At 64.9% G+C, this 18,531-nt stretch carries 21 protein-coding genes; 16 read left to right on the top strand and 5 right to left on the bottom strand.

Features of this window, described 5'->3' with window-relative positions:
• Positions 1 to 74 precede the first annotated feature (74 nt).
• Together ABB26_RS01540 and ABB26_RS01535 are read right to left on the bottom strand one after the other, a co-directional pair.
• Positions 75 to 353, bottom strand: coding sequence for a BolA family protein (locus tag ABB26_RS01540; protein WP_057631817.1), 279 nt, complete (start codon positions 351 to 353; stop codon positions 75 to 77).
• Positions 350 to 649 (bottom strand): YciI family protein, encoded by a 300-nt coding sequence (locus ABB26_RS01535; RefSeq protein WP_057631816.1) that lies wholly within the window; start codon positions 647 to 649, stop codon positions 350 to 352. Before ABB26_RS01535 ends, ABB26_RS01540 begins: the two co-directional genes overlap by 4 nt.
• Positions 650 to 997: 348 nt before the next feature.
• Here ABB26_RS01535 and ABB26_RS01530 point away from each other — a divergent pair, with 348 nt between their 5' ends.
• From ABB26_RS01530 to ABB26_RS01520, 3 genes are read left to right on the top strand one after another with little or no spacing between them, the layout of a single operon-like run.
• On the top strand, positions 998 to 1,900 hold the full coding sequence (locus ABB26_RS01530; protein WP_057631815.1) for a segregation and condensation protein A: 903 nt from the start codon (positions 998 to 1,000) through the stop codon (positions 1,898 to 1,900).
• A gap of 16 nt (positions 1,901 to 1,916) precedes the next feature.
• Entirely contained in the window at positions 1,917 to 2,771 is an 855-nt protein-coding gene (gene scpB / locus ABB26_RS01525; protein WP_057631814.1) for an SMC-Scp complex subunit ScpB, read from the top strand.
• Positions 2,764 to 4,455, top strand: coding sequence for a pseudouridine synthase (locus tag ABB26_RS01520; RefSeq protein ID WP_057631813.1), 1,692 nt, complete (start codon positions 2,764 to 2,766; stop codon positions 4,453 to 4,455). Before scpB ends, ABB26_RS01520 begins: the two co-directional genes overlap by 8 nt.
• Positions 4,456 to 5,163: 708 nt before the next feature.
• Here ABB26_RS01520 and ABB26_RS01515 read toward each other — a convergent pair.
• From ABB26_RS01515 to ABB26_RS01505, 3 genes are all read right to left on the bottom strand, one after another.
• Entirely contained in the window at positions 5,164 to 5,598 is a 435-nt protein-coding gene (locus ABB26_RS01515) for a hypothetical protein (RefSeq protein WP_057631812.1), read from the bottom strand.
• A 93-nt stretch (positions 5,599 to 5,691) separates the two neighbouring features.
• Positions 5,692 to 6,507 carry an amidohydrolase gene (locus ABB26_RS01510; protein WP_057631811.1) on the bottom strand — a complete coding sequence of 272 codons (816 nt, stop codon included), beginning with the start codon at positions 6,505 to 6,507 and terminating at the stop codon, positions 5,692 to 5,694.
• A 124-nt stretch (positions 6,508 to 6,631) separates the two neighbouring features.
• Positions 6,632 to 7,780 carry a pyridoxal phosphate-dependent aminotransferase gene (locus tag ABB26_RS01505; RefSeq protein ID WP_057631810.1) on the bottom strand — a complete coding sequence of 383 codons (1,149 nt, stop codon included), beginning with the start codon at positions 7,778 to 7,780 and terminating at the stop codon, positions 6,632 to 6,634.
• A gap of 176 nt (positions 7,781 to 7,956) precedes the next feature.
• Here ABB26_RS01505 and ccmA point away from each other — a divergent pair, with 176 nt between their 5' ends.
• From ccmA to ABB26_RS01440, 13 genes are all read left to right on the top strand, one after another.
• Positions 7,957 to 8,616: a heme ABC exporter ATP-binding protein CcmA gene (gene ccmA, locus ABB26_RS01500; RefSeq protein ID WP_057632005.1), complete on the top strand. Its 660-nt coding sequence runs from the start codon at positions 7,957 to 7,959 to the stop codon at positions 8,614 to 8,616.
• A complete protein-coding gene (gene ccmB, locus ABB26_RS01495) occupies positions 8,613 to 9,308 on the top strand; it encodes a heme exporter protein CcmB (RefSeq protein WP_057631809.1) in 696 nt (231 codons plus the stop codon). The genes ccmA and ccmB overlap by 4 nt, the downstream gene beginning before the upstream one ends.
• A 42-nt stretch (positions 9,309 to 9,350) precedes the next feature.
• Positions 9,351 to 10,049: a TetR/AcrR family transcriptional regulator gene (locus ABB26_RS01490; protein ID WP_057631808.1), complete on the top strand. Its 699-nt coding sequence runs from the start codon at positions 9,351 to 9,353 to the stop codon at positions 10,047 to 10,049.
• A gap of 218 nt (positions 10,050 to 10,267) precedes the next feature.
• Positions 10,268 to 11,020, top strand: coding sequence for a heme ABC transporter permease CcmC (gene ccmC / locus ABB26_RS01485; RefSeq protein WP_057631807.1), 753 nt, complete (start codon positions 10,268 to 10,270; stop codon positions 11,018 to 11,020).
• The gene (locus tag ABB26_RS01480; protein ID WP_057631806.1) at positions 11,017 to 11,190 is read left to right on the top strand and encodes a heme exporter protein CcmD; all 174 of its coding nucleotides are present in this window, start codon (positions 11,017 to 11,019) and stop codon (positions 11,188 to 11,190) included. Before ccmC ends, ABB26_RS01480 begins: the two co-directional genes overlap by 4 nt.
• Complete coding sequence (gene ccmE, locus ABB26_RS01475) at positions 11,187 to 11,654, top strand: cytochrome c maturation protein CcmE (protein WP_057631805.1); 468 nt, start codon at positions 11,187 to 11,189, stop codon at positions 11,652 to 11,654. Before ABB26_RS01480 ends, ccmE begins: the two co-directional genes overlap by 4 nt.
• Entirely contained in the window at positions 11,655 to 13,589 is a 1,935-nt protein-coding gene (locus ABB26_RS01470; protein WP_057631804.1) for a heme lyase CcmF/NrfE family subunit, read from the top strand.
• Positions 13,586 to 14,212, top strand: a complete 627-nt coding sequence (locus ABB26_RS01465) for a DsbE family thiol:disulfide interchange protein (protein ID WP_057631803.1) — start codon at positions 13,586 to 13,588, stop codon at positions 14,210 to 14,212. Before ABB26_RS01470 ends, ABB26_RS01465 begins: the two co-directional genes overlap by 4 nt.
• Positions 14,209 to 14,661, top strand: a complete 453-nt coding sequence (locus ABB26_RS01460; RefSeq protein WP_057631802.1) for a cytochrome c-type biogenesis protein — start codon at positions 14,209 to 14,211, stop codon at positions 14,659 to 14,661. The genes ABB26_RS01465 and ABB26_RS01460 overlap by 4 nt, the downstream gene beginning before the upstream one ends.
• Positions 14,655 to 15,671: a tetratricopeptide repeat protein gene (locus ABB26_RS01455; protein ID WP_057631801.1), complete on the top strand. Its 1,017-nt coding sequence runs from the start codon at positions 14,655 to 14,657 to the stop codon at positions 15,669 to 15,671. Before ABB26_RS01460 ends, ABB26_RS01455 begins: the two co-directional genes overlap by 7 nt.
• Before the next feature lie 74 nt (positions 15,672 to 15,745).
• The gene (gene metX, locus ABB26_RS01450) at positions 15,746 to 16,885 is read left to right on the top strand and encodes a homoserine O-acetyltransferase MetX (protein WP_057631800.1); all 1,140 of its coding nucleotides are present in this window, start codon (positions 15,746 to 15,748) and stop codon (positions 16,883 to 16,885) included.
• A 285-nt stretch (positions 16,886 to 17,170) separates the two neighbouring features.
• Positions 17,171 to 18,040 (top strand): DNA ligase, encoded by an 870-nt coding sequence (locus ABB26_RS01445; protein ID WP_057631799.1) that lies wholly within the window; start codon positions 17,171 to 17,173, stop codon positions 18,038 to 18,040.
• 229 nt (positions 18,041 to 18,269) lie between these two features.
• Positions 18,270 to 18,500 (top strand): hypothetical protein, encoded by a 231-nt coding sequence (locus ABB26_RS01440; protein WP_057631798.1) that lies wholly within the window; start codon positions 18,270 to 18,272, stop codon positions 18,498 to 18,500.
• The last annotated feature ends 31 nt before the right edge of the window (positions 18,501 to 18,531 follow it).

The following is an 18,531-nucleotide window of genomic DNA, read 5'->3' as shown; positions in this document are numbered from 1 at the left end:
GTAAACCGTTTGTCATGCTGCACCGGGCCATGACCGGACATTCGCTGTCCACGCAGCGCACCGGACAGGCCGGCTCACGCGGCGCCTGCATGCTCCCCCGGTGTCAGCGCCTTGATCGACAACGCATGGATGTCGGTCTCCATCATCGCCCCCAGCGCGGCATAGACGGCGCGATGGCGCGCCAACGGTGCCTTGCCGGCAAAGGCTTCGCTCACCACGACCACGTTGAAGTGACCGCGGCCGTCACGCGCCCCGGCATGCCCCGCGTGGCGATGGCTGTCGTCCTCCACCTCCAGCAGTTCGGGCGCCAGGGCCGCCAGCAGCGCGGCGCGGATCTGCTCGACCCGGTTCATGGCAGCACCCTGCGGAACGGGCGCACATCCACCCGCACATAAACGCCGGCCGCCACATAAGGATCGGCGTCGGCCCAGGCCCGGGCGGCTTCCAGGCTGTCAAATTCAGCAATCACCACGCTGCCGCTGAAGCCGGCTTCACCCGGGTCTTCGGCGTCAATGGCAGGACAAGGGCCAGCCAAAAGCAGTCTCCCCTGGTCAAGCAATGCCTTCAACCGGTCCAGATGCGCGGTCCTGGCCTGCATGCGCGCGGCCAGCACCTGCTGGCCGTCATAGCCTTCAATCACGTACCACACGGGCGTCTATCTCCTTGTCCGTTGAATGAATCGGAGACAAGTCTAGCCGCACAAGGCTGGACACCGCCCGGTTCCGGCGATTACTCTTTGCGCTATTGCACGCAGCCGGTCTGTAGCGGCTCGGTTCGGAGGCAGGCTCAGGCCCCGCCGGTTGACCGAAGCAGATCTCTTCCCGGATCGCGTAGACGACCTCCTCGTAACGACGTTGCCGCCCTTCGCGGTGCGTCTTGTTGTTCATGTATGGAAGAAGCGCGCCAGACAAGCGTGCATGGCTCGCAATACCAGCGCTGAACCCTACCGGGCATGAATCCGGGATGCGTACGGCTCGCAACACCCGATGTCGACCTGATGACTTCCGAACTCGCGCACGACGCGAACCCGCCAGCGCCGCCCCACATACCGCAGCAGCAGGAAATGCCGCTGGCGATGGTGCATGGTCAGCCGGTACTGCAGATCCCGCAGGATCTGTACATCCCGCCGGACGCGCTGGAAGTGATCCTGGATGCATTTGAAGGCCCGCTGGATTTGCTGCTGTACCTGATCCGCCGGCAGAACCTGGACATCCTGGATATCCCGGTCGCCGAGATCACCAAGCAATACGTCGAATACATCAATGTGATGCAGGAGCTGCGCTTCGAACTGGCAGCCGAGTACCTGGTCATGGCGGCCATGCTTGCCGAGATCAAATCGCGCATGCTGCTGCCACGGCCGCCGAGCGTGGAAGGCGATGAAGCCGATCCACGTGCGGAACTGGTACGCCGCCTGCAGGAATACGAACGCTTCAAACAGGCCGCCGAGGACATCGACACCCTGCCCCGGCAGGACCGCGACACCAGCGTGGCAACGGCCTTCGTACCGGAGCGCATTGCGGTGAAACTGCCGCCACCGGTGGACCTGAAGGAAATGCTGCTGGCGCTGCATGACGTGCTCAAGCGTGCCGAGCTGTTCAGCGGCCACGCGATCAAGCGTGAGGCGCTGAGTGTGCGCCAGCGCATGGGCGACATCCTCAGCCAGTTGGAAGATGGCAAGTTCTACCGCTTTGAAACCCTGTTCACCGCCGAAGAAGGCAAGCTCGGCGTTCTGGTGACCTTTCTGGCCATGCTGGAACTGGCCAAGGAGCAGCTGCTGGACATCGTGCAGGAAACCTCGCTCGCCCCGATCTACGTGAAGTCCCTGGCTTCCGGCAACACCAATGCACCGCTGGCCTTCTCCAGCGAGTTCGATGATGCCGATGCCCCCGATCCCGCCTGACCAATCAGACCGACGCATGGATCAACCGCTGATCAACCGCATTGTCGAAGGTGCCCTGCTGGCGTCCAGCCAGCCGCTGACACTGTCGCAGTTGCAGGGCCTGTTCCCGGAAGACGCACCCGCGCCTCCGGGCAGCGTGGAGCGTGCGCTGGAGCTGCTGCGGAATGCCTGCGCCGAGCGCGGCGTGGAACTGGTCGAAGTGGCCTCCGGGTTCCGCTACCAGATCACCAGCGAAGTGCATGGCTGGGTTTCCCGGCTATGGACCGAACGCAAGACCCGCTACACCCGCGCCACCCTGGAAACCCTGGCATTGATTGCCTACCGCCAGCCCATCACCCGTGGCGAGATCGAACAGGTGCGCGGCGTGGCGGTGAGCAGCAACATCATCCAGGCACTGGAAGAGCGCGAGTGGATCCGGGTCATCGGCCACCGCGATGTCCCTGGCAAGCCGGCATTGTTCGGCACCACCAAGGGCTTTCTGGATTACTTCGGGCTCAAGCGCCTGGATGAACTGCCGCCATTGTCCGAACTGCGCGACATCGGCGAACTGGAACCGCAACTCCCGCTGGATGGCGACGGCCAACCCGCTGCACCCCTGACCGCCGGCGCTGCCGCACCCGATGACCGTGCCGAGCCGGGCGAATCAGACAACACAGATACCGCAGCTGACGACGAATCTCCGGATTTGGAGGCAACCGCATCCGATACCGCCCTCACGGGCGAACCCGACGCCGCGCCGGGAGAGCGCGCGGCGGAAGTGGAACAAACTGAAAACAACGCCGTCGCGACGACGACCGTGGCTGTTGACGTAGCCGATTCCGACCATGAGGCCGACGCGGAAAACGCCGGCCGGAGCAAAACAGATGAGTGACACCCCCCGTAAACCAACGTTGAACAAGCTTTCGCTCAAGCGCGAAGCCGGCACCGAACAGCCCAAGCTCGAAGAGCGCCTGCACAAGGTCCTGGCCCAGGCCGGACTGGGCTCGCGCCGCGCGCTGGAGCAGCGCATTGCCGATGGCCTGGTCAAGGTCAATGGTGAAACCGCGCAGATCGGCATGTCGGTCAAGAGCGGCGACAAGATCGACCTGGATGGCCGCAGCTTCGTTGCCAGCGCCCTGACCGATCCCTCGCGCGTACTGATCTACAACAAGCCCGAAGGCGAAGTCACCACGCGTGACGACCCCGAAGGCCGCCCGACCGTTTTCGAAGCCCTGCCGCCGCTCAAGGGCGCGCGCTGGATCGCCATCGGCCGCCTGGACATCAACACCACCGGCCTGCTGCTGGCAACCACCGACGGTGAGCTGGCCAACGCCATGATGCACCCGTCCTTCGAGGTCGAGCGCGAGTACGTGGTACGCGTGCGCGCCCCGGAAGGCGAAGAAAAGGTATCGGACGCCATCATCGAGCGTCTTGGCCGCGGCGTGCTGCTGGAAGACGGCGGCGCCAAGTTCGACGAAGTCGAGCGCATTGGCGGCACCGATTCGCACGACTGGTTCCGCGTGGTCGTCAAGGAAGGTCGCAACCGCGAAGTGCGCCGCCTGTGGGAATCCCAGGGCTGCCAGGTCAGTCGCCTCAAGCGCACCCGTTACGGCAAGATCGAGCTGCCGCGCGAACTGATGCGCGGCAAGTCGGTGGAACTGACCAGCCCGCAGGTTGAGGCGCTGCGCGCCCAGCTGAAGCTGGAAGAAGGCACCCCGTCCGCGCTGACCCTGCAGCCGGTGATCGGCCAGCGCAAGGCGGCCAAGACCACCGTGCGCGTCTCGCGCGACGGCGGCCGTGGCAACGCCTATGTCAACGGCCACAGCACCGCTGACGAAGGCCGTGAACTGCGTCGTTTCGACTCCGTGCGCGAAGATCGCGGCCGCGGCCGTGGCGGCAAGCCCGGCGGTGGCTACAAGGGTGGCCTGACGGTCAGCGGCGACGCCGCTGCCAAGCAGTCACAGCGTCCGTTCAAGCAGCGCAAGCCTGCTGGCGATCGCAGCCTGCCCGATGGCAACCCCGCTGCATTCCGCACCTGGTATGTGCCCGATGGCGTGAGCACCGGCCCGAGCGGCCACCGCAACGCCGGCCCGGGTGGCAATCGTGGACCGGGCCGCGGCCCGGCCGGTGAAGGCCAGGCTCGCCCGTACGGCAAGCCACGTCCGGGTGGCGCTGCAGGCGCTGGCGCCGGTCGTGGCGGCCCGGGTCAGGGTCGTCCGCAGGGCGGCGGTTACGGCGGCGCAGGCGGCCAGGGCCGCCCGCAGGGTGCTGCCGGCGCAGGTGCCGGGCAGGGCCAGCGCAAGCATCCTTATGGTCATCCGGGTAATGCTCCGAGCTTCCCGTCCGACCATGCCACCCCGAGCTACAGCCCGTACGGTGCACGCCCGGCCAGCGCCCGCCCAAGTGGCGGCAACCGCGGCCCGGGTGGTCCAGGCGGCCCCGGCGGTCGTCCGTCCGGTGGTCCGCGTCCCGGCGGCAATCGCCCGGGTGGCGCCGGTCGTCCGGGCGGTGGTGGCCGTCCCGGTGGCGGCGGTCGCCCTGGCGGCGGTGGCAACCGTGGCCCGCGTGGCGGCTGATTCCAGCCCCTACGCCCTCTGACGCAGAGCGCCCGGTGCAGTGCACCGGGCGTTTTGCTTCATGCCATCCAGCCGTGCCGGCAAGCCGAACGCCGCCTGCATGGGAATACTGGACAAACCTCTCCTCCCACGTTGCTGTGCGACGTCTGTGGGCAGCATGAAATCATGCCTCCGGTTTCGCGGACTGGGCAGCGCCGAGTTGCATTTGCAGCAGATTGCCAATCGTGTCACGGCCGGCGGACACGCTGTTTCCGAGGCCGGAATCCGGCAACGCCTCGACCGCTCGCGGCTCACGCTGGACGAGCGACTGCCCGATCTGTCGACAAGGCACATCTACGACAACAGCCACCCGGCGAATGCCGGCGGCAGATGGAACCGCCGCTTGTGCTGGAACCGGAGCGAGGATGGATTCTGCGCCAGCTGCACAGAAGGAATTCGCGTAGTACCGGAATGCGCAAAGTCGATTGTGTGGGTCCCGCTGAGGGCGTTTCCGGGGACTACGGAGGGGTGACCGCGTTGGCTTTGGCGGTTGCTGCTGTGGTCACTTCTCCCTTAAGCGGGAGAAGGTGCCCGAAGCGCGGATGAGGGGCGCTCTTGCTTTGCTTACTCATAAAAGCGCCCTCTCTCCCCCCCCCACTCCCGCCTACGGGAGAGGGGTATTCAATTCAGGAGCTTTCAATCCAGAAGCTCTGAATCTCAAGCATTGCCTCAGCGACGTTCAATCACGAAATTGCCGAAGCCCACACCCAGGCTCCAGCCACGGCCGGTGCCCGCAAGTGCCAGCGAGACATCACCCTTGGTCATCACCTGTGCATCGCTGGCGCGCGACGCACTGGCATGCACCTCGGCGGCAGCATAGGTGCCGAGCAGGTCATTGGTGGAATATGCCCCGGTGAATTTGCCACGGCCATCGGTGATGGTGGTACGACCCACCGTCAAGCCGCCGCCCTTGGCGCTGATCCTGACCGGTATGCTCGTCCCGTTGTCACAGGTGATCGTTCCCGTGCCCGACGCCGTTTTGTAGAACGCCGACCAACCGGACAAGTTGTAACGCAACTCGCAATCGATATTGCCCGCGGCCTGTGCTGCCGGCATCAGGCCCGCTGCTGCCAACAACACCAATACTGCCATCGTGAATTTCATGGTTGCAGCCTCCTGCGTGTTGAAACCGATGTCGAGCCTACCAGCCCGATCCGGTCTTGCAGCGCAGTCAATGACGCCACATCGGGTTGAGGTTCAGCGAGCCGCCGCCGGGCCGGGAAGCGTGAATGCATCGGCATCCAGCATCGCCGGGAAACGCTCGCGATGGGTTGCCAATGCCGCCGCTGAAATGGTGGTGGTGACAACTTGTTCGCGCTCGCGGATTTCCAGCTGCGGCTGACCGAGAAAATCGATCACCGCACTGTCACCGGAATAATGCAGCCCATTTCCATCCACGCCGACACGATTGACGATGGCCACGTAGCACAGGTTTTCGATCGCACGTGCGCGTGCCAGCGTCTGCCACGCGTAAGCGCGTGCCGACGGCCAGTTGGCGACGAAGATCTGCAGGTCGAAATCCATCTGCCCAGGCCGCTCTACATCGAAGCGATTGCGGCAGAACACCGGGAAACGCAGGTCATAGCAGATCTGTGGATTGATCCGCCAGCCTTTCAACTCCACGCACAGGCGCGCTTCGCCGGCCGCGTAGCGCTTGTGCTCACCGCCGAAACGGAACAGATGACGCTTGTCGTAATACTGCAGATCACCGTCCGGCGCGGCCCATAGCAGTCGGTTGTAGACGCCCTCGCCCACACGCAGCTGCACGCTGCCGGTGACGACCGCATTCAGCGCGCGCGCCTGTTCTCGGATCCACGCGACAGTGGGGCCATCCATGTCCTCGGCCTTGTCGACAGCGTCGTTGGAAAAGCCGCTGGTGAACGTCTCCGGCAGGATCACCAGATCCGTCGTGCCTGCCAGCGGTGCCAGCAAGGCGCCGTAGTACGCGCGATTGGCCTCTGGGTCATGCCAGCGGGTGTCGCCCTGCACCAGGGAAATGCGAAGGTCATTCATTTTTCAAAAGCCGGGAATGGGGAAATGGAGAACAGGGAACGGGAGAGCACGAACGAGGAAGGTACATACCAGGAACGAGGAAGCTTTCATTCCCCGCCCCTATTCCTCGCTCCCCGCCCTTGAATCACAGTTTCTGCAGTCGCTCGATCGCAGCATCCAGCGTGGCGTCGTTCTTGGCGAAGCACAGGCGGACCAGGCGCTGCCCGGCCGGTGGCGTTTCATAGAACGGTGACAGCGGGATGGCGGTGACGCCCTTCTCGATGGTCAGCCACTTCACGAACTCATGATCGGGCAGGTCACTGATCGCCGAATAATCCACCAGCTGGAAATAGCCACCGGGAACAGGCAACGGCTTCAGGCGAGTGGTCAGCAGCTGGTCGCGGAAACGGTCACGCTTTGCCTGATAGAACGCCCCCAGCTCCAGGTGATGCTCCGGCTCGTCACGGATCATCGCGGCAAAGCCATATTGCGCCGGGCTGAAAGTGGTGAAGGTGTTGTACTGATGGACCTTGCGGAACTCGGCAGTCATTGCCGGCGGCGCGATGGCGTAGCCGATCTTCCAGCCGGTGCAATGGTAAGTCTTGCCGAAACTTGAAATGACGAATGCGCGCTCGCGCAGTTCCGGGTAACGCAATGCCGATTCGTGACGCACGCCGTCATAGATGATGTGCTCGTACACCTCATCGGAAATCAGATAGATATCGGTGCCACGCAGCACTTCGATCAGCGCCTGCATGTCGGCAGCGGACAACATCGCGCCGGACGGGTTATGTGGCGTGTTGACCATCAGCATGCGGGTCTTGGGTGTGATCGCCGCGCGCACCTTGTCCCAGTCAACCGCGAAGGTCTGCGGGTCCAACGCCACATGCACGGCACGCGCACCGGCCAGGTCGATGGCCGGCTCGTAGCAGTCGTAGGCCGGGTCGAGCACGATCACTTCATCCCCTGCCCGCACCACGGCATGGATCGCATTGAAGATGGCTTCGGTACCACCGGAGGTGACCGTGATCTCGCTGTCCGGGTCGACCTGCGCGCCGTAGCAATCCAACGCCTTCTGCGCGATGGCCTGGCGCAGCGGTGCCACGCCGGTCATCGGCGCGTATTGGTTGAAACCCTCGCGCATGGCCTTGGCGGTTTCGTCGACCAGGCGCTGCGGTGCCGGGAAATCCGGAAAACCCTGCCCCAGATTCACGGCGCCATGCTCGGCGGCCATCTGCGACATCACGGTGAAAATGGTGGTGCCCACCTTGGGCAACTTGGTCTGCGGCTGCATCGGTACGTACACACGGGGGAAGAGAGCAGCGAGTGTACGCAAAGCCGGCAGCAGGGGGACAGCGCGCGCTGCGCGCGATCCTGCCTCATATGGCCCATCAGGGCGGGTCTATAATGCCGCCGCCCCATGCGCCAGCCAGCCTGCGCTGCCACCCCAAGGACGGAAGCGCCGATCCGATGATTGATTCCCCGAACACCCCGCCGCTGCTCGCCGCACGCGGCCTGCGCTTCACCCGCAATGATGACCCGGTGTTCGGCCCGCTGGACCTGCATGTGGATGCCGGCGAAGCGCTGCTGGTACAGGGCGGCAATGGCGCCGGCAAGACCACGCTGTTGCGCGTGCTGGCCGGGCTGCTGCGCCCGGATGATGGCCAGATCGACATCGACGGCCGGCCGGCCAACAGCAACGAGCGCTCCCGCTACATGGCCTATCTAAGCCACCTCACCGCGCTCAAGCAGGACCTGGGCACGCTGGAGAACCTGCACCTGATGTGCGGCCTGCAAGGGCGTCGCGCGCGGCAGATGCCGGGCAATGCCCTGGCCATCGTCGGCCTGGCCGGCTATGAGGACACGCTGGTGCGGCAGCTCTCCGCCGGGCAGAAAAAGCGTCTCTCGCTGGCGCGCGTGTGGTTGTCGCCCGCACCGTTGTGGCTGCTCGATGAGCCTTACGCCAACCTGGACCTGGATGGCATCAATCTGGTCAATCGCATGATCTCCGCACACCTGCGCAGCGGTGGTGCCGCACTGGTCACCACGCACGGTGCCTACGCGGCGCCGCCGGTCCGCAACCGCACCCTGGTGCTTGCCAGCGCCCAACCGCAGGAGCACGCCGCATGAGCCTGCCCGGTCCGCGGCCCACCTTGATGACCGCCGCCAAGTCCCTGCTCGCACGCGACCTGCGGTTGTTGTGGCGGCGGCGCGGCGATGCGGCACAGCCCATTCTGTTCGCCGTGCTGGTGGTGGCGCTGTTCGCACTGGCACTGGGCGGGGAGCCGGAACTGCTGCAGAGCGTGGCCTCGGCCGTGTTGTGGCTGTCCATCCTGCTGGCCGGCCTGTTGTCGCTGGACACCCTGTTCCGCAGCGATGCCGAGGATGGCTCGCTGGAACAGTGGCTGTTGTCGCCCGTTCCGCTGGCATGGCTGGTCGCGGTGCGGGTGTTCTCGCATTGGCTGACCACCGCCTTCCCCCTGGTTCTGGTCAGCCCGTTGCTGGCCGAGCTGATGCACCTGCCGCGCGAACAGCTGCCGGCGCTGCTGGCCGCACTGGCACTGGGCACGCCGCTGCTGAGCCTGCTGGGCGCGGTGGTCGCCGCCCTGACCGTGGGCATGCGCCGCGCCGGCATCCTGCTCGCTTTGCTGGTGTTGCCGCTGTACGTACCGGTTCTGGTTTTCGGTGCGGGTGCCGTGGCCCTGGCTGCCCGGGGCTTCGACCCCGCCGGTCCGCTGCTGATGCTCGCTGCCGGACTGGTGGTCTGCGCCCTGCTGGCCCCGCTCACCGCCGCGGCCGCCATCCGCATCGCCAATTCGTAATTCGTATACCGCGCAAACAACGGTATTCTCTCAGCCTGCTTCATGGCCCTGTTGCCCACCATGTCCAACCGGCACCGCCCGAACACCTCGGAAACGGGGAAACCCTCCCTCCCGCCCCGCCCTGCGGTCGAACTGCAGCGCCGCGGCGAACTGCGCGTGGAGAAATTCCTCGAAGCAGCGACCGAAGTGTTCAACGAGAAGGGCTACCAGGCCGCACGGCTGTCCGACATCGTCAAACGCGCCGGCGGCTCCATGGCTACCCTGTACCGCGCATTCGGCGACAAGACCGGATTGGTGCATGCATTGATGGAGCGCAGCATCGACAGCTTCGGGCAGAGCCTGGACGAGTTGATGCAGTCCCCGCTGCCGCCGGATGAAGCGCTTGAACAGGCCGCCTACCGGATGGTCGAGGAAATTCTCACTCCCGCACGGATTGCCTGCCACCGCGTGGTCATCTCCGAGGGCATGCGCCTGCCGGAGCTGCGTGACTGGTTCCAGGCCCATGGCGTGGAACCGATGGAAGCGCTGTTGAATGAGTACTTCCAACGCGAGACCGAAGCCGGCCGCCTGTATGTGGAAGATCCCGACCGCAGTGCCCACCTGTTCTACATGATGGTGATCGGTGGCCTGATCCTGCGCTCGGTCAACGGCCGCATGAGTCCAGACGATGTTCCGCATGCCAAGCAACAGGCGCGGCTGGCGGTGCGCCTGTTCCTGTCCGGCGTGCTGCCGCGCACTTGATCGGGTTTTGCCGCAGCGCAGCGTGAGTGCATCGGGCATGTTCCGCTGCGACCGTTGGTCGCACGCCGCCCTGCAGGCCTCGTATTGGCCGACCACCCGGTAGATTTCAGGTATCTTGAGCCGGGTCTGAAACAGCAACGGCGCCGCCCCTGCGCGGTACCCAGCCGGCCGGGACGCTCCATGCGATCTGGCCTTGGTCTTCCTCAGCGAGCGAGCGGATGTTCAAAGGTTTAGTAGGTTGGTTTCACAAGCTGGGCTCTCCGCCCTACTTCGACACCTTCGCCGCCCGCTGGTCAACGTGGTGTTACGTCATTTCGCTGCCGCTGTTCGGCTACGGCCTGTGGCAGGCGCTGGCGGTGGTGCCGGCCGACTACCAGCAGGGTGACAGCTTCCGCATCCTCTACATCCACGTGCCAGCGGCATGGATGAGCCTGTTCGTGTTCGGATTGATGGCCTTCTACAGTGCCATCGCGCTGATATGGCGCATCAAACTGTGCGAGATCCTGGCCATGGCCTGCGCACCGATCGGCGCAGCGTTCACTCTGATCACGCTGTTGACCGGCAGCATCTGGGGCAAGCCGATGTGGGGCACCTGGTGGGATTGGGACCCACGGCTGACCACCGAACTGATCCTGCTGTTCCTCTACCTCGGCGTGATGGGCCTGTACGGCGCCATCGACGACCGCCGCGCGGCCGCGCGTGCCGCAGGCCTGCTGTCCATCGTCGGTGTGGCGCTGCTGCCGGTCATCCGCTACTCGGTACTGTGGTGGAACTCGCTGCACCAAGGGCAGACCATCCGCGTGTTCGGCGAATCCAGCATGGACAGCAGCATGGTGCTGCCGCTGTGGATCATGGTGCTGGCCACCAAGTTCTGGTTTGTCGGCTCACTGCTGTCACGCGCACGCGCCGACAACCTGCGGCGCGAAACCGGCAAGGCGTGGCTGCGTGAGCGGATGGAGAAATCGTCATGAGCTATTTCAAGTACGTGGCCATGGCGTATGCCGTTTTCTTCATTGTGCTGGCCTGGGATTTCATCGTGCCGCGCCTGCAGATCCGTCAACAACTGCGTGAAGCCCGCAACCGCGTGGTCCGCGCCAAGCGTGCTGCCGCCACGCCGGTGGAAGAGGAGTTGAGCCGATGAGCCCTACCCAACGCCGTCGTCTGTTGCTGGTGGTGCTGGTGCTGGCCGTCGCCGGGATCGCGGTTGCCCTGGTGGCCACCGCCCTGCAGCGCAACATCGCCTATCTCTATACGCCGGCCGAAGTACACGCCGGCAAGGTCCCGCCAGAGGCGCGGTTCCGTCTGGGCGGGATGGTCGGCAAAGGTTCGTTCAAACGGGAACCCGGCGCATTGCTGGCGCGTTTCGAGGTGACCGACGGCGACGCCATGCTTCCGGTCAGCTACGACCGCATCCTGCCCGACCTGTTCCGTGAGGGTCAGGCCGTGGTTGCCACCGGGCGCATGATCGATGGCGTGTTCGTGGCCGAGGACGTTCTGGCCAAACACGACGAGACCTACATGCCCAAGGAGCTGGCCGACAAGATGGGCCAGGCACATACCAAGCATCAGGTCCCGGCTACCGCCCCTGCAATGGAAACGCCCTGAGTGCTCGCTGAAATCGGACAGGTACTGCTGATCCTTTCGCTGCTTGCAGCACTGCTGCAGAGCGTTCTTCCGCTGGTCGGGGCACAACGCCGACAGCCCACGCTGATGGCCATCGCACGCCCCGCCGCCATGCTGCAGCTGGCCATGGTGCTGGGCGCCTTCGTGGTGCTGACCATCGCCTTCGTCCGCCAGGATTTCTCGCTGCGCTACGTCGCGGAAAACTCCAACTCGCTGCTGCCGATGATTTACCGCTACTCGGCGGTATGGGGCGCGCACGAAGGTTCGTTGCTGTTGTGGACATTGGTACTGGCACTGTGGAGTGCGGCGGTAAGCGCGTTTTCGCGCCAGCTGCCCGACCCGGTGATGGCCCGTGTGCTGTCGGTGATGGGCATGATCAGCGTGGGCTTCCTGGCCTTCCTGTTGTTCACCTCCAACCCGTTCGCACGGCTGTTGCCGTCGCCTGGCGAAGGCCATGACCTCAACCCGTTGCTGCAGGACCCGGGGCTGATCATCCATCCGCCGTTGCTGTACATCGGCTACGTCGGCTTTGTCGTACCGTTCGCCTTCGCCATCGCCGCCCTGCTCGACGGCCATATCGACGTGCGCTGGCTGCGCTGGACACGGCCCTGGACCAACGCCGCGTGGGGCTTCCTTACCCTTGGCATCGCGCTGGGCAGCTGGTGGGCCTATTACGAACTCGGCTGGGGCGGTTGGTGGTTCTGGGACCCGGTGGAAAACGCCAGTTTCATGCCGTGGCTGGTGGGTGCGGCGTTGCTGCATTCGCAGGCCGCCACCGAGAAGCGCGGCGTATTCATCGGATGGACGTTGCTGCTCGCCATCGCCGCCTTCGCGCTGTCGTTGCTGGGGACGTTCCTGGTGCGCTCGGGCGTGCTGACCAGCGTGCACTCCTTCGCCGCCGACCCCGCGCGCGGCTTGTTCATCCTGATCTTCCTTGCGCTGGTGGTCGGCAGCTCGCTGCTGCTGTACGTACTGCGCGCGCCGTCGGTTGGCGGCAATGCACGCTCCACCAATCGCGCCTTCGCCCTCAATTCGCGCGAAACGCTGCTGCTTGCGAACAACCTTCTGCTCACCTGCGCCTGCGCGATGGTGCTGCTGGGCACGCTCTATCCCCTGCTTGCCGATGCGCTGGACCTGGGCAAGGTATCGGTGGGGCCGCCCTACTTCGGCACGCTGTTCGTGGTGCTGATGGCGCCACTGGTGTTGCTGCTGCCGTTCGGCCCGCTGACCCGCTGGCAGCGTGAACAGGGCATGCGCCCGCTCGCCTTGCTGGCACCGTGGGCGCTGCTGGCGGTGGTGCTGGGCGTGGTCGGCTGGTTCATGGCCCCCCAGGGCAAGCTCAAGGCCGCCGCCGGCATTGCCGGCGCGGCGTGGGTGGCCGGCGGCACGCTGTACTACCTGTGGACACGCCTGCGCAACGGCGGCCGTTTGTCTGCCGAGATGACCGGCATGCTGATCGGACATCTGGGCATTGCGGTGTTCCTGGTCGGCGCCCTGCTGGTGGAAGCGCTCAACGTGCAGCACGAAGTGGCTTTGGCACCCGGCCAGTCCGTGAATGCAGGTGGCTACACGTTGGTATTTGAAGGCGTGGATGCCAGCGAAGGCCCCAACTATCACTCTGATCGCGGCCACCTGAAGGTGCTGCGCGACGACACGCTGATCACCCGGCTCCATCCCGAAAAACGCATGTATGCCAGCGGCGGCCAGCCGATGACCGAAGCCGGCATTCATCCCGCGCTGGGTGGCGATATCTATGTCGCACTGGGAGAATCACTGGGCGACGGCTCCTGGGCCGTGCGTGTGCAGATCAAACCCTTTGTCCGCTGGATCTGGCTGGGCGCCGCGTTGATGGCCCTGGGCGGCTTCATCACCGCCGTCGACCGTCGCTTCCGCCGGCTGCCTGGTAAAACCCAATGACCCCCTCGACACCTCCCGAATCCAACAAACCACACCGCCTGCCGCTGGTCGCCATCGTCATTGGCGCGCTGTTCTTCCTCGGCCTGCTGGGACTGATGCTGTATGGCGTGAGCCGTTCGGACCGCCCTGACCGCGACACCCTGCCCTCGGCGCTGATCGGCAAACCCGCCCCGTCGTTCTCGTTGCCGGTGCTTCACGACCCGAGCGTGCAGGTCAGCGACACCCAGCTTCGCGGCGCACCGTATCTGCTCAATGTCTGGGGCAGCTGGTGCCCGGCCTGCCGCGATGAACATCCGGTCCTCACCCGGTTCGCCGAAACCAAGCGGGTGCGCGTAGTCGGCTACAACTGGAAAGACGAGCGCGCCGATGCACTGCGCTGGCTGGAGCAGCTGGGCAATCCGTACATGGTGGTGCTGGCCGACGAGGAAGGCCGCACCGCGCTGGACTGGGGCATCGTCGCCGCACCGGAAACCTTCCTGGTCGATGGCAGCGGCATCGTGCGCTGGAAGTACAGCGGCGCCATCACCCAGGACGTGCTCGATCAGCAACTGATCCCGGTACTGGAGAAGGTCGAAGCCGAAGCCGGGGGCAGACGCGCTCCTGACATGGGCGCTGCACGATGAAATGGATGGCCGGCGCGTTGCTGTGGCTGGGCATGGCACTGGCCGCCAGCGCCCAACCGGCAGGCGACCCCACCCCGCTGCAGTATCGCGACCGCGCTGAAGAAGCACGCTTCCACGCACTCACTGCCGAACTGCGCTGCGTGCAATGCCAGAACCAGTCGCTGGCAGACTCCAATGCACAGATCGCCCACGACCTGCGCCGCGAAGTGCTGACGCTGATGCATGAAGGCCGCAGCGATGCGCAGATCAAGCAGTTCCTGGTCGAGCGCTACGGCGAGTTCGTGCTGTACCGCCCGGCGATGGAACCCGGCACCGCACTGCTGTGGTTCGGCCCCGGCCTGCTGCTGCTTGCCGGCGCGGTGGTGTTGGTGATCCAGGTACGCCGACGTGCACGCGCGCTGCCGGCAACCGCAGCCGATGAGCACGCACAGGAAGATCGCGAATGGTGAATACCGCTTTCCTGGCTGGCGCGGCACTGCTCGCCGCCGTCACCACCGGGCTCACACTATGGCCGTTGTGGCGCAGCGGCAAGCGCGGTATCTGGGCCACCCTGGTAGGCACGCTGGTGGTGGCCACGCTCGGCCTCTACCAATGGCTGGGCACACCCGCAGCCTTGCAGCCGCAGGCCAGTGCGACGGCACCGCAGACCATCGAGGACGGTATCGCCCAACTGCAATCGGTACTGCAGCAGAACCCCGAACGCATGGATGGCTGGGTGTTGCTGGCACGCTCGCAACTGGAGGTCGGCAAGGTCGCCGATGCCGCTGAGTCGTATCAACGCGCAGTGAAGCTGGCTCCGGACGAGCCAGGCCTGCTGGTGGAAGCCGCACAGACCCGCGCCCAGGCCGCGCCCGACTTCCTGTTCGATGACACCGCCGCGCAGTGGCTGCAGCATGCACGCAGCCTGGCGCCCGACAACGAGCGCGCCATCTGGTTGATTGGCATCGTGCAGCGCCAACGTGGCCAGAATGACGACGCTGCCCGTACCTGGGAAAGCCTGCTACCGAAACTGGAACCGGCTGCAGCCGCCGCACTGCAGGAGCAGATCGACATCGCACGCGGCAGGGCCACCACGGAATCCTCCTCTGCAGCGCCGACCACCACCGCAGGTTCGGCAAACGCCATCACCGTGACGGTCACCCTGGCACCGTCATTGGCCGCGCGTGCTGCCTCGGGCAAGGACACTGTATTCGTCATCGCCCGCGTGCCCGGCGGACCACCGATGCCGGTGGCGGTGGAACGCCACCCTGTGCGGGGCATGCCGCTGACCGTCACCCTGGACGATGCCGACGGCCCGATGCCCACGCAGAAACTGTCTGCCCTGAAGGAAGTGGAAGTCTTCGCACGGCTCTCGGCCAGCGGCAAGGCAATGCGCCAGGAAGGCGATGTCGACTCCGCCCCGGTCCGCGTCAGCCTGCCTGCCGAAACGCCACTGGAAATCACGCTCGGACAACCCTGACCCGGACATATTCAAATAGCGTCCGGTTATCAGTGCTTGCAAAGCCCGCCCTTCCCAGCCGTTAAAATTGGCCGATGACTGAATTCATCCCCGAAGGCAGCCGCTTTCACGCGCTATCGTCCCCGTTCCCGATGAAGCGTGGCGGCGCCCTGCTTGGCGCACACGTTGCCTACGAAACCTGGGGCACCCTGGCCGCCGATGCGGGCAATGCCATCCTGATCGTCACCGGACTGTCGCCGGACGCACACGCGGCCAGCAGTACCGCCAATCCCGCACCCGGTTGGTGGGAACCGATGCTCGGCCCCGGCAAACCCATCGATACCGACCGCTGGTTCGTCGTCTGCGTGAACTCGCTGGGCAGCTGCAAAGGTTCCACCGGCCCGGCGACCCTCGACGCAGCAAGCGGCAAGCCCTACCGCCTGACCTTCCCCGAGTTGTCCATCGAGGATGTCGCCAATGCGGCTGCCGAGGTGGTCAAGGCACTGGGCATCTCGCAGCTGGCCTGTCTGATCGGCAATTCGATGGGCGGCATGACCGCACTGGCGCTGCTGCTGCAGCACCCGGGCATTGCGCGCACCCACATCAACATTTCCGGCAGCGCGCAGGCCCTGCCTTTCTCAATCGCCATCCGCTCGCTGCAACGCGAAGCCATTCGCCTGGACCCGGCCTGGAACAACGGCGAGTACGACGAGAACAGCTATCCCGAATCCGGCATGCGCATGGCGCGCAAGCTGGGCGTCATCACCTACCGTTCCGCGCTGGAATGGGATGGCCGTTTTGGCCGCGTGCGCCTGGATTCTGAGCTGACCGACGATGGTCCGTTTGGACTGGAATTCCAGGTGGAGAGCTACCTGGAAGGCCACGCACGCCGTTTCGTACGCCGCTTCGACCCGAACTGTTACCTCTATCTCGGCCGCTCGATGGACTGGTTCGACCTGGCCGAGTACGCCGACGGCGATGTGATGGCCGGCCTGGCCAAGATCCATGTCGAACGCGCGCTGGCCATCGGCGCCAACACCGACATCCTGTTCCCGGTCGAACAGCAACAGCAGATCGCCGACGGCCTGCGCGCAGGCGGCGCCGAAACGCAATTCATCGGTATGGATTCACCACAGGGCCACGACGCCTTCCTGGTGGACTACGACCGCTTTGGCCCGGCCGTGCGCGATTTCCTGCAATCACTGCAACAAGACTTGCCCTCTCCGCAGGAGTGACATTGGTCGGGAAGATGCGGCTGCACCCGCTTCTGGCAGCCGCACGACTGCATGTTCGCTGCCACGCCTGCGTCTGAACGGCATCGACCACTTGAGTGCAGCAACTGCCCTCCCCCGCCTGCGACAAGGGAGGCAGTTGCGCGCGCGGACAACTTCATGGCCTGTAGCGGTCCGCGCGCTCAGCAGCTCCGCGTCACCGCTGCGCTCACCGGCCTTCCTACCCCGCTGGCCTGCAGCGACCGATAGCCGGGGCCATTCCCCAACCCCACGCTGGCAACCCTCACCATGCAAGGGTTCACCATGCTGCGTCTGTTCCTGTGCTGCCTGCTGTTGTCCTGCCTGCCCACTTCCAGCAGCGCATCGCCTCCCTCGCTGATGCTGGCCGGAAAATGGCGGGACCGCCCGGATGTCGCCCATTATCTCGTCAGCGAAAAGCTCGATGGTGTCCGCGCCCGTTGGGACGGCCGCCGACTGATCAGCCGCGCGGGATACGTCATTCCGGCACCGGCATGGTTCACCCATGCATGGCCACAGCACGCTCTCGATGGTGAACTGTGGTCCAGCCGCGGCAACTTCGACACCATCAGTGCCATTGTCCGGCGCACGCCCGCCGATGATGCCCAATGGCGCACACTGCGCTTCATGGCCTTCGACCTGCCTGCGCATCCCGGTACGTTCGAACAACGATTCGCGACCATGCGCGAACTCATTCACGGAACCGACCACCCCTACCTGGCAGTCATCGCCCAACAGCGCTTCACCGACAGCGCCGCACTGCACGCACACTTGCGCCGTGTGGTCGCCGCCGGTGGCGAAGGGCTGATGCTGCATCACCAGGACAATCCCTATAGATCAGGTCGCAGCGAAGGTCTGCTGAAACTCAAACCGTTTGACGACGCAGAAGCCCGCGTCGTCGGCTATATCCCCGGCAAGGGAAAGTACGAAGGAATGGTGGGCGCCCTGCAGATGCAAGCCGACGACGGCAGGCGCTTCCGCATAGGCAGCGGCCTGAACGATGCGCAGCGCGCCCATCCGCCCGCCATCGGCAGCCTCGTCACCTATCGCTACAACGGCCTCACCGTGCACGGCCTGCCGCGCTTCGCGCGTTTCCTGCGGATACGCGAGGAACCCACACCAGTTGCCACGCAGCGGTAGTCACTACGTGTGCACGCTGACGTGCATCTTCCGACCAAGTACGCCTGATCAACCATTGAAAATACCCGCGAGTGCGCGCTACCGTTGTCAATCGCGCAGGTTGTTGTCTGCTGGATATTCCACGAAAAGCCTGCGGCTATTTACTGGGAAAGCAGCTGGCACTGCACGACAAGCAGCTTGAAAATCAGGCTATCCTGCTGGCTCAATGAAGCTCCGGCCACTCACCCACATGCCACTCGACGACATCGCTGGCGGACTATTGAACGGGGTATTCCGCTTCATCGGGCACCTGTTGTACGAGGTGTTCATCGAGTTTCTGTTTCACGGAACCGGACGTGTGGTCACGCACGTGCTGTTTCCGGGCCGACATTTTGGCGACACCACCCTGACCGCCATCGGCCTTCTGTTCTGGATCACCGTGCCGCTGCTGCTGTTCGTCGGCTACAGGGCGCTGAGCTGACCCTGCTGCTTCACAATACCGACGTCCGCGG

It is taken from the genome of Stenotrophomonas humi (genome assembly GCF_001431415.1).
Taxonomy (GTDB): domain Bacteria; phylum Pseudomonadota; class Gammaproteobacteria; order Xanthomonadales; family Xanthomonadaceae; genus Stenotrophomonas; species Stenotrophomonas humi.
The sequence above is the reverse complement of the archived record's forward strand: the minus strand, read 5'-3'. Positions and strand labels throughout refer to the sequence as shown.

What these genes read in the sequence shown, in the direction of transcription:
- ABB26_RS01530 (WP_057631815.1), top strand. Translation starts at nt 998, where the DNA reads ATGACTTCCGAACTCGCGCACGACGCGAACCCGCCAGCGCCGCCCCAC.
- ABB26_RS01540 (WP_057631817.1), bottom strand. Translation starts at nt 353, where the DNA reads ATGAACCGGGTCGAGCAGATCCGCGCCGCGCTGCTGGCGGCCCTGGCG.
- ABB26_RS01465 (WP_057631803.1), top strand. Translation starts at nt 13,586, where the DNA reads ATGACCCCCTCGACACCTCCCGAATCCAACAAACCACACCGCCTGCCG.
- ABB26_RS01480 (WP_057631806.1), top strand. Translation starts at nt 11,017, where the DNA reads ATGAGCTATTTCAAGTACGTGGCCATGGCGTATGCCGTTTTCTTCATT.
- ABB26_RS01445 (WP_057631799.1), top strand. Translation starts at nt 17,171, where the DNA reads ATGCAAGGGTTCACCATGCTGCGTCTGTTCCTGTGCTGCCTGCTGTTG.
- scpB (WP_057631814.1), top strand. Translation starts at nt 1,917, where the DNA reads ATGGATCAACCGCTGATCAACCGCATTGTCGAAGGTGCCCTGCTGGCG.
- ccmA (WP_057632005.1), top strand. Translation starts at nt 7,957, where the DNA reads ATGATTGATTCCCCGAACACCCCGCCGCTGCTCGCCGCACGCGGCCTG.
- ABB26_RS01440 (WP_057631798.1), top strand. Translation starts at nt 18,270, where the DNA reads ATGCCACTCGACGACATCGCTGGCGGACTATTGAACGGGGTATTCCGC.
- ccmC (WP_057631807.1), top strand. Translation starts at nt 10,268, where the DNA reads ATGTTCAAAGGTTTAGTAGGTTGGTTTCACAAGCTGGGCTCTCCGCCC.
- ABB26_RS01490 (WP_057631808.1), top strand. Translation starts at nt 9,351, where the DNA reads ATGGCCCTGTTGCCCACCATGTCCAACCGGCACCGCCCGAACACCTCG.
- ABB26_RS01515 (WP_057631812.1), bottom strand. Translation starts at nt 5,598, where the DNA reads ATGAAATTCACGATGGCAGTATTGGTGTTGTTGGCAGCAGCGGGCCTG.
- ccmE (WP_057631805.1), top strand. Translation starts at nt 11,187, where the DNA reads ATGAGCCCTACCCAACGCCGTCGTCTGTTGCTGGTGGTGCTGGTGCTG.
- ABB26_RS01505 (WP_057631810.1), bottom strand. Translation starts at nt 7,780, where the DNA reads ATGCAGCCGCAGACCAAGTTGCCCAAGGTGGGCACCACCATTTTCACC.
- ABB26_RS01455 (WP_057631801.1), top strand. Translation starts at nt 14,655, where the DNA reads ATGGTGAATACCGCTTTCCTGGCTGGCGCGGCACTGCTCGCCGCCGTC.
- ABB26_RS01510 (WP_057631811.1), bottom strand. Translation starts at nt 6,507, where the DNA reads ATGAATGACCTTCGCATTTCCCTGGTGCAGGGCGACACCCGCTGGCAT.
- ccmB (WP_057631809.1), top strand. Translation starts at nt 8,613, where the DNA reads ATGAGCCTGCCCGGTCCGCGGCCCACCTTGATGACCGCCGCCAAGTCC.
- ABB26_RS01520 (WP_057631813.1), top strand. Translation starts at nt 2,764, where the DNA reads ATGAGTGACACCCCCCGTAAACCAACGTTGAACAAGCTTTCGCTCAAG.
- metX (WP_057631800.1), top strand. Translation starts at nt 15,746, where the DNA reads ATGACTGAATTCATCCCCGAAGGCAGCCGCTTTCACGCGCTATCGTCC.
- ABB26_RS01460 (WP_057631802.1), top strand. Translation starts at nt 14,209, where the DNA reads ATGAAATGGATGGCCGGCGCGTTGCTGTGGCTGGGCATGGCACTGGCC.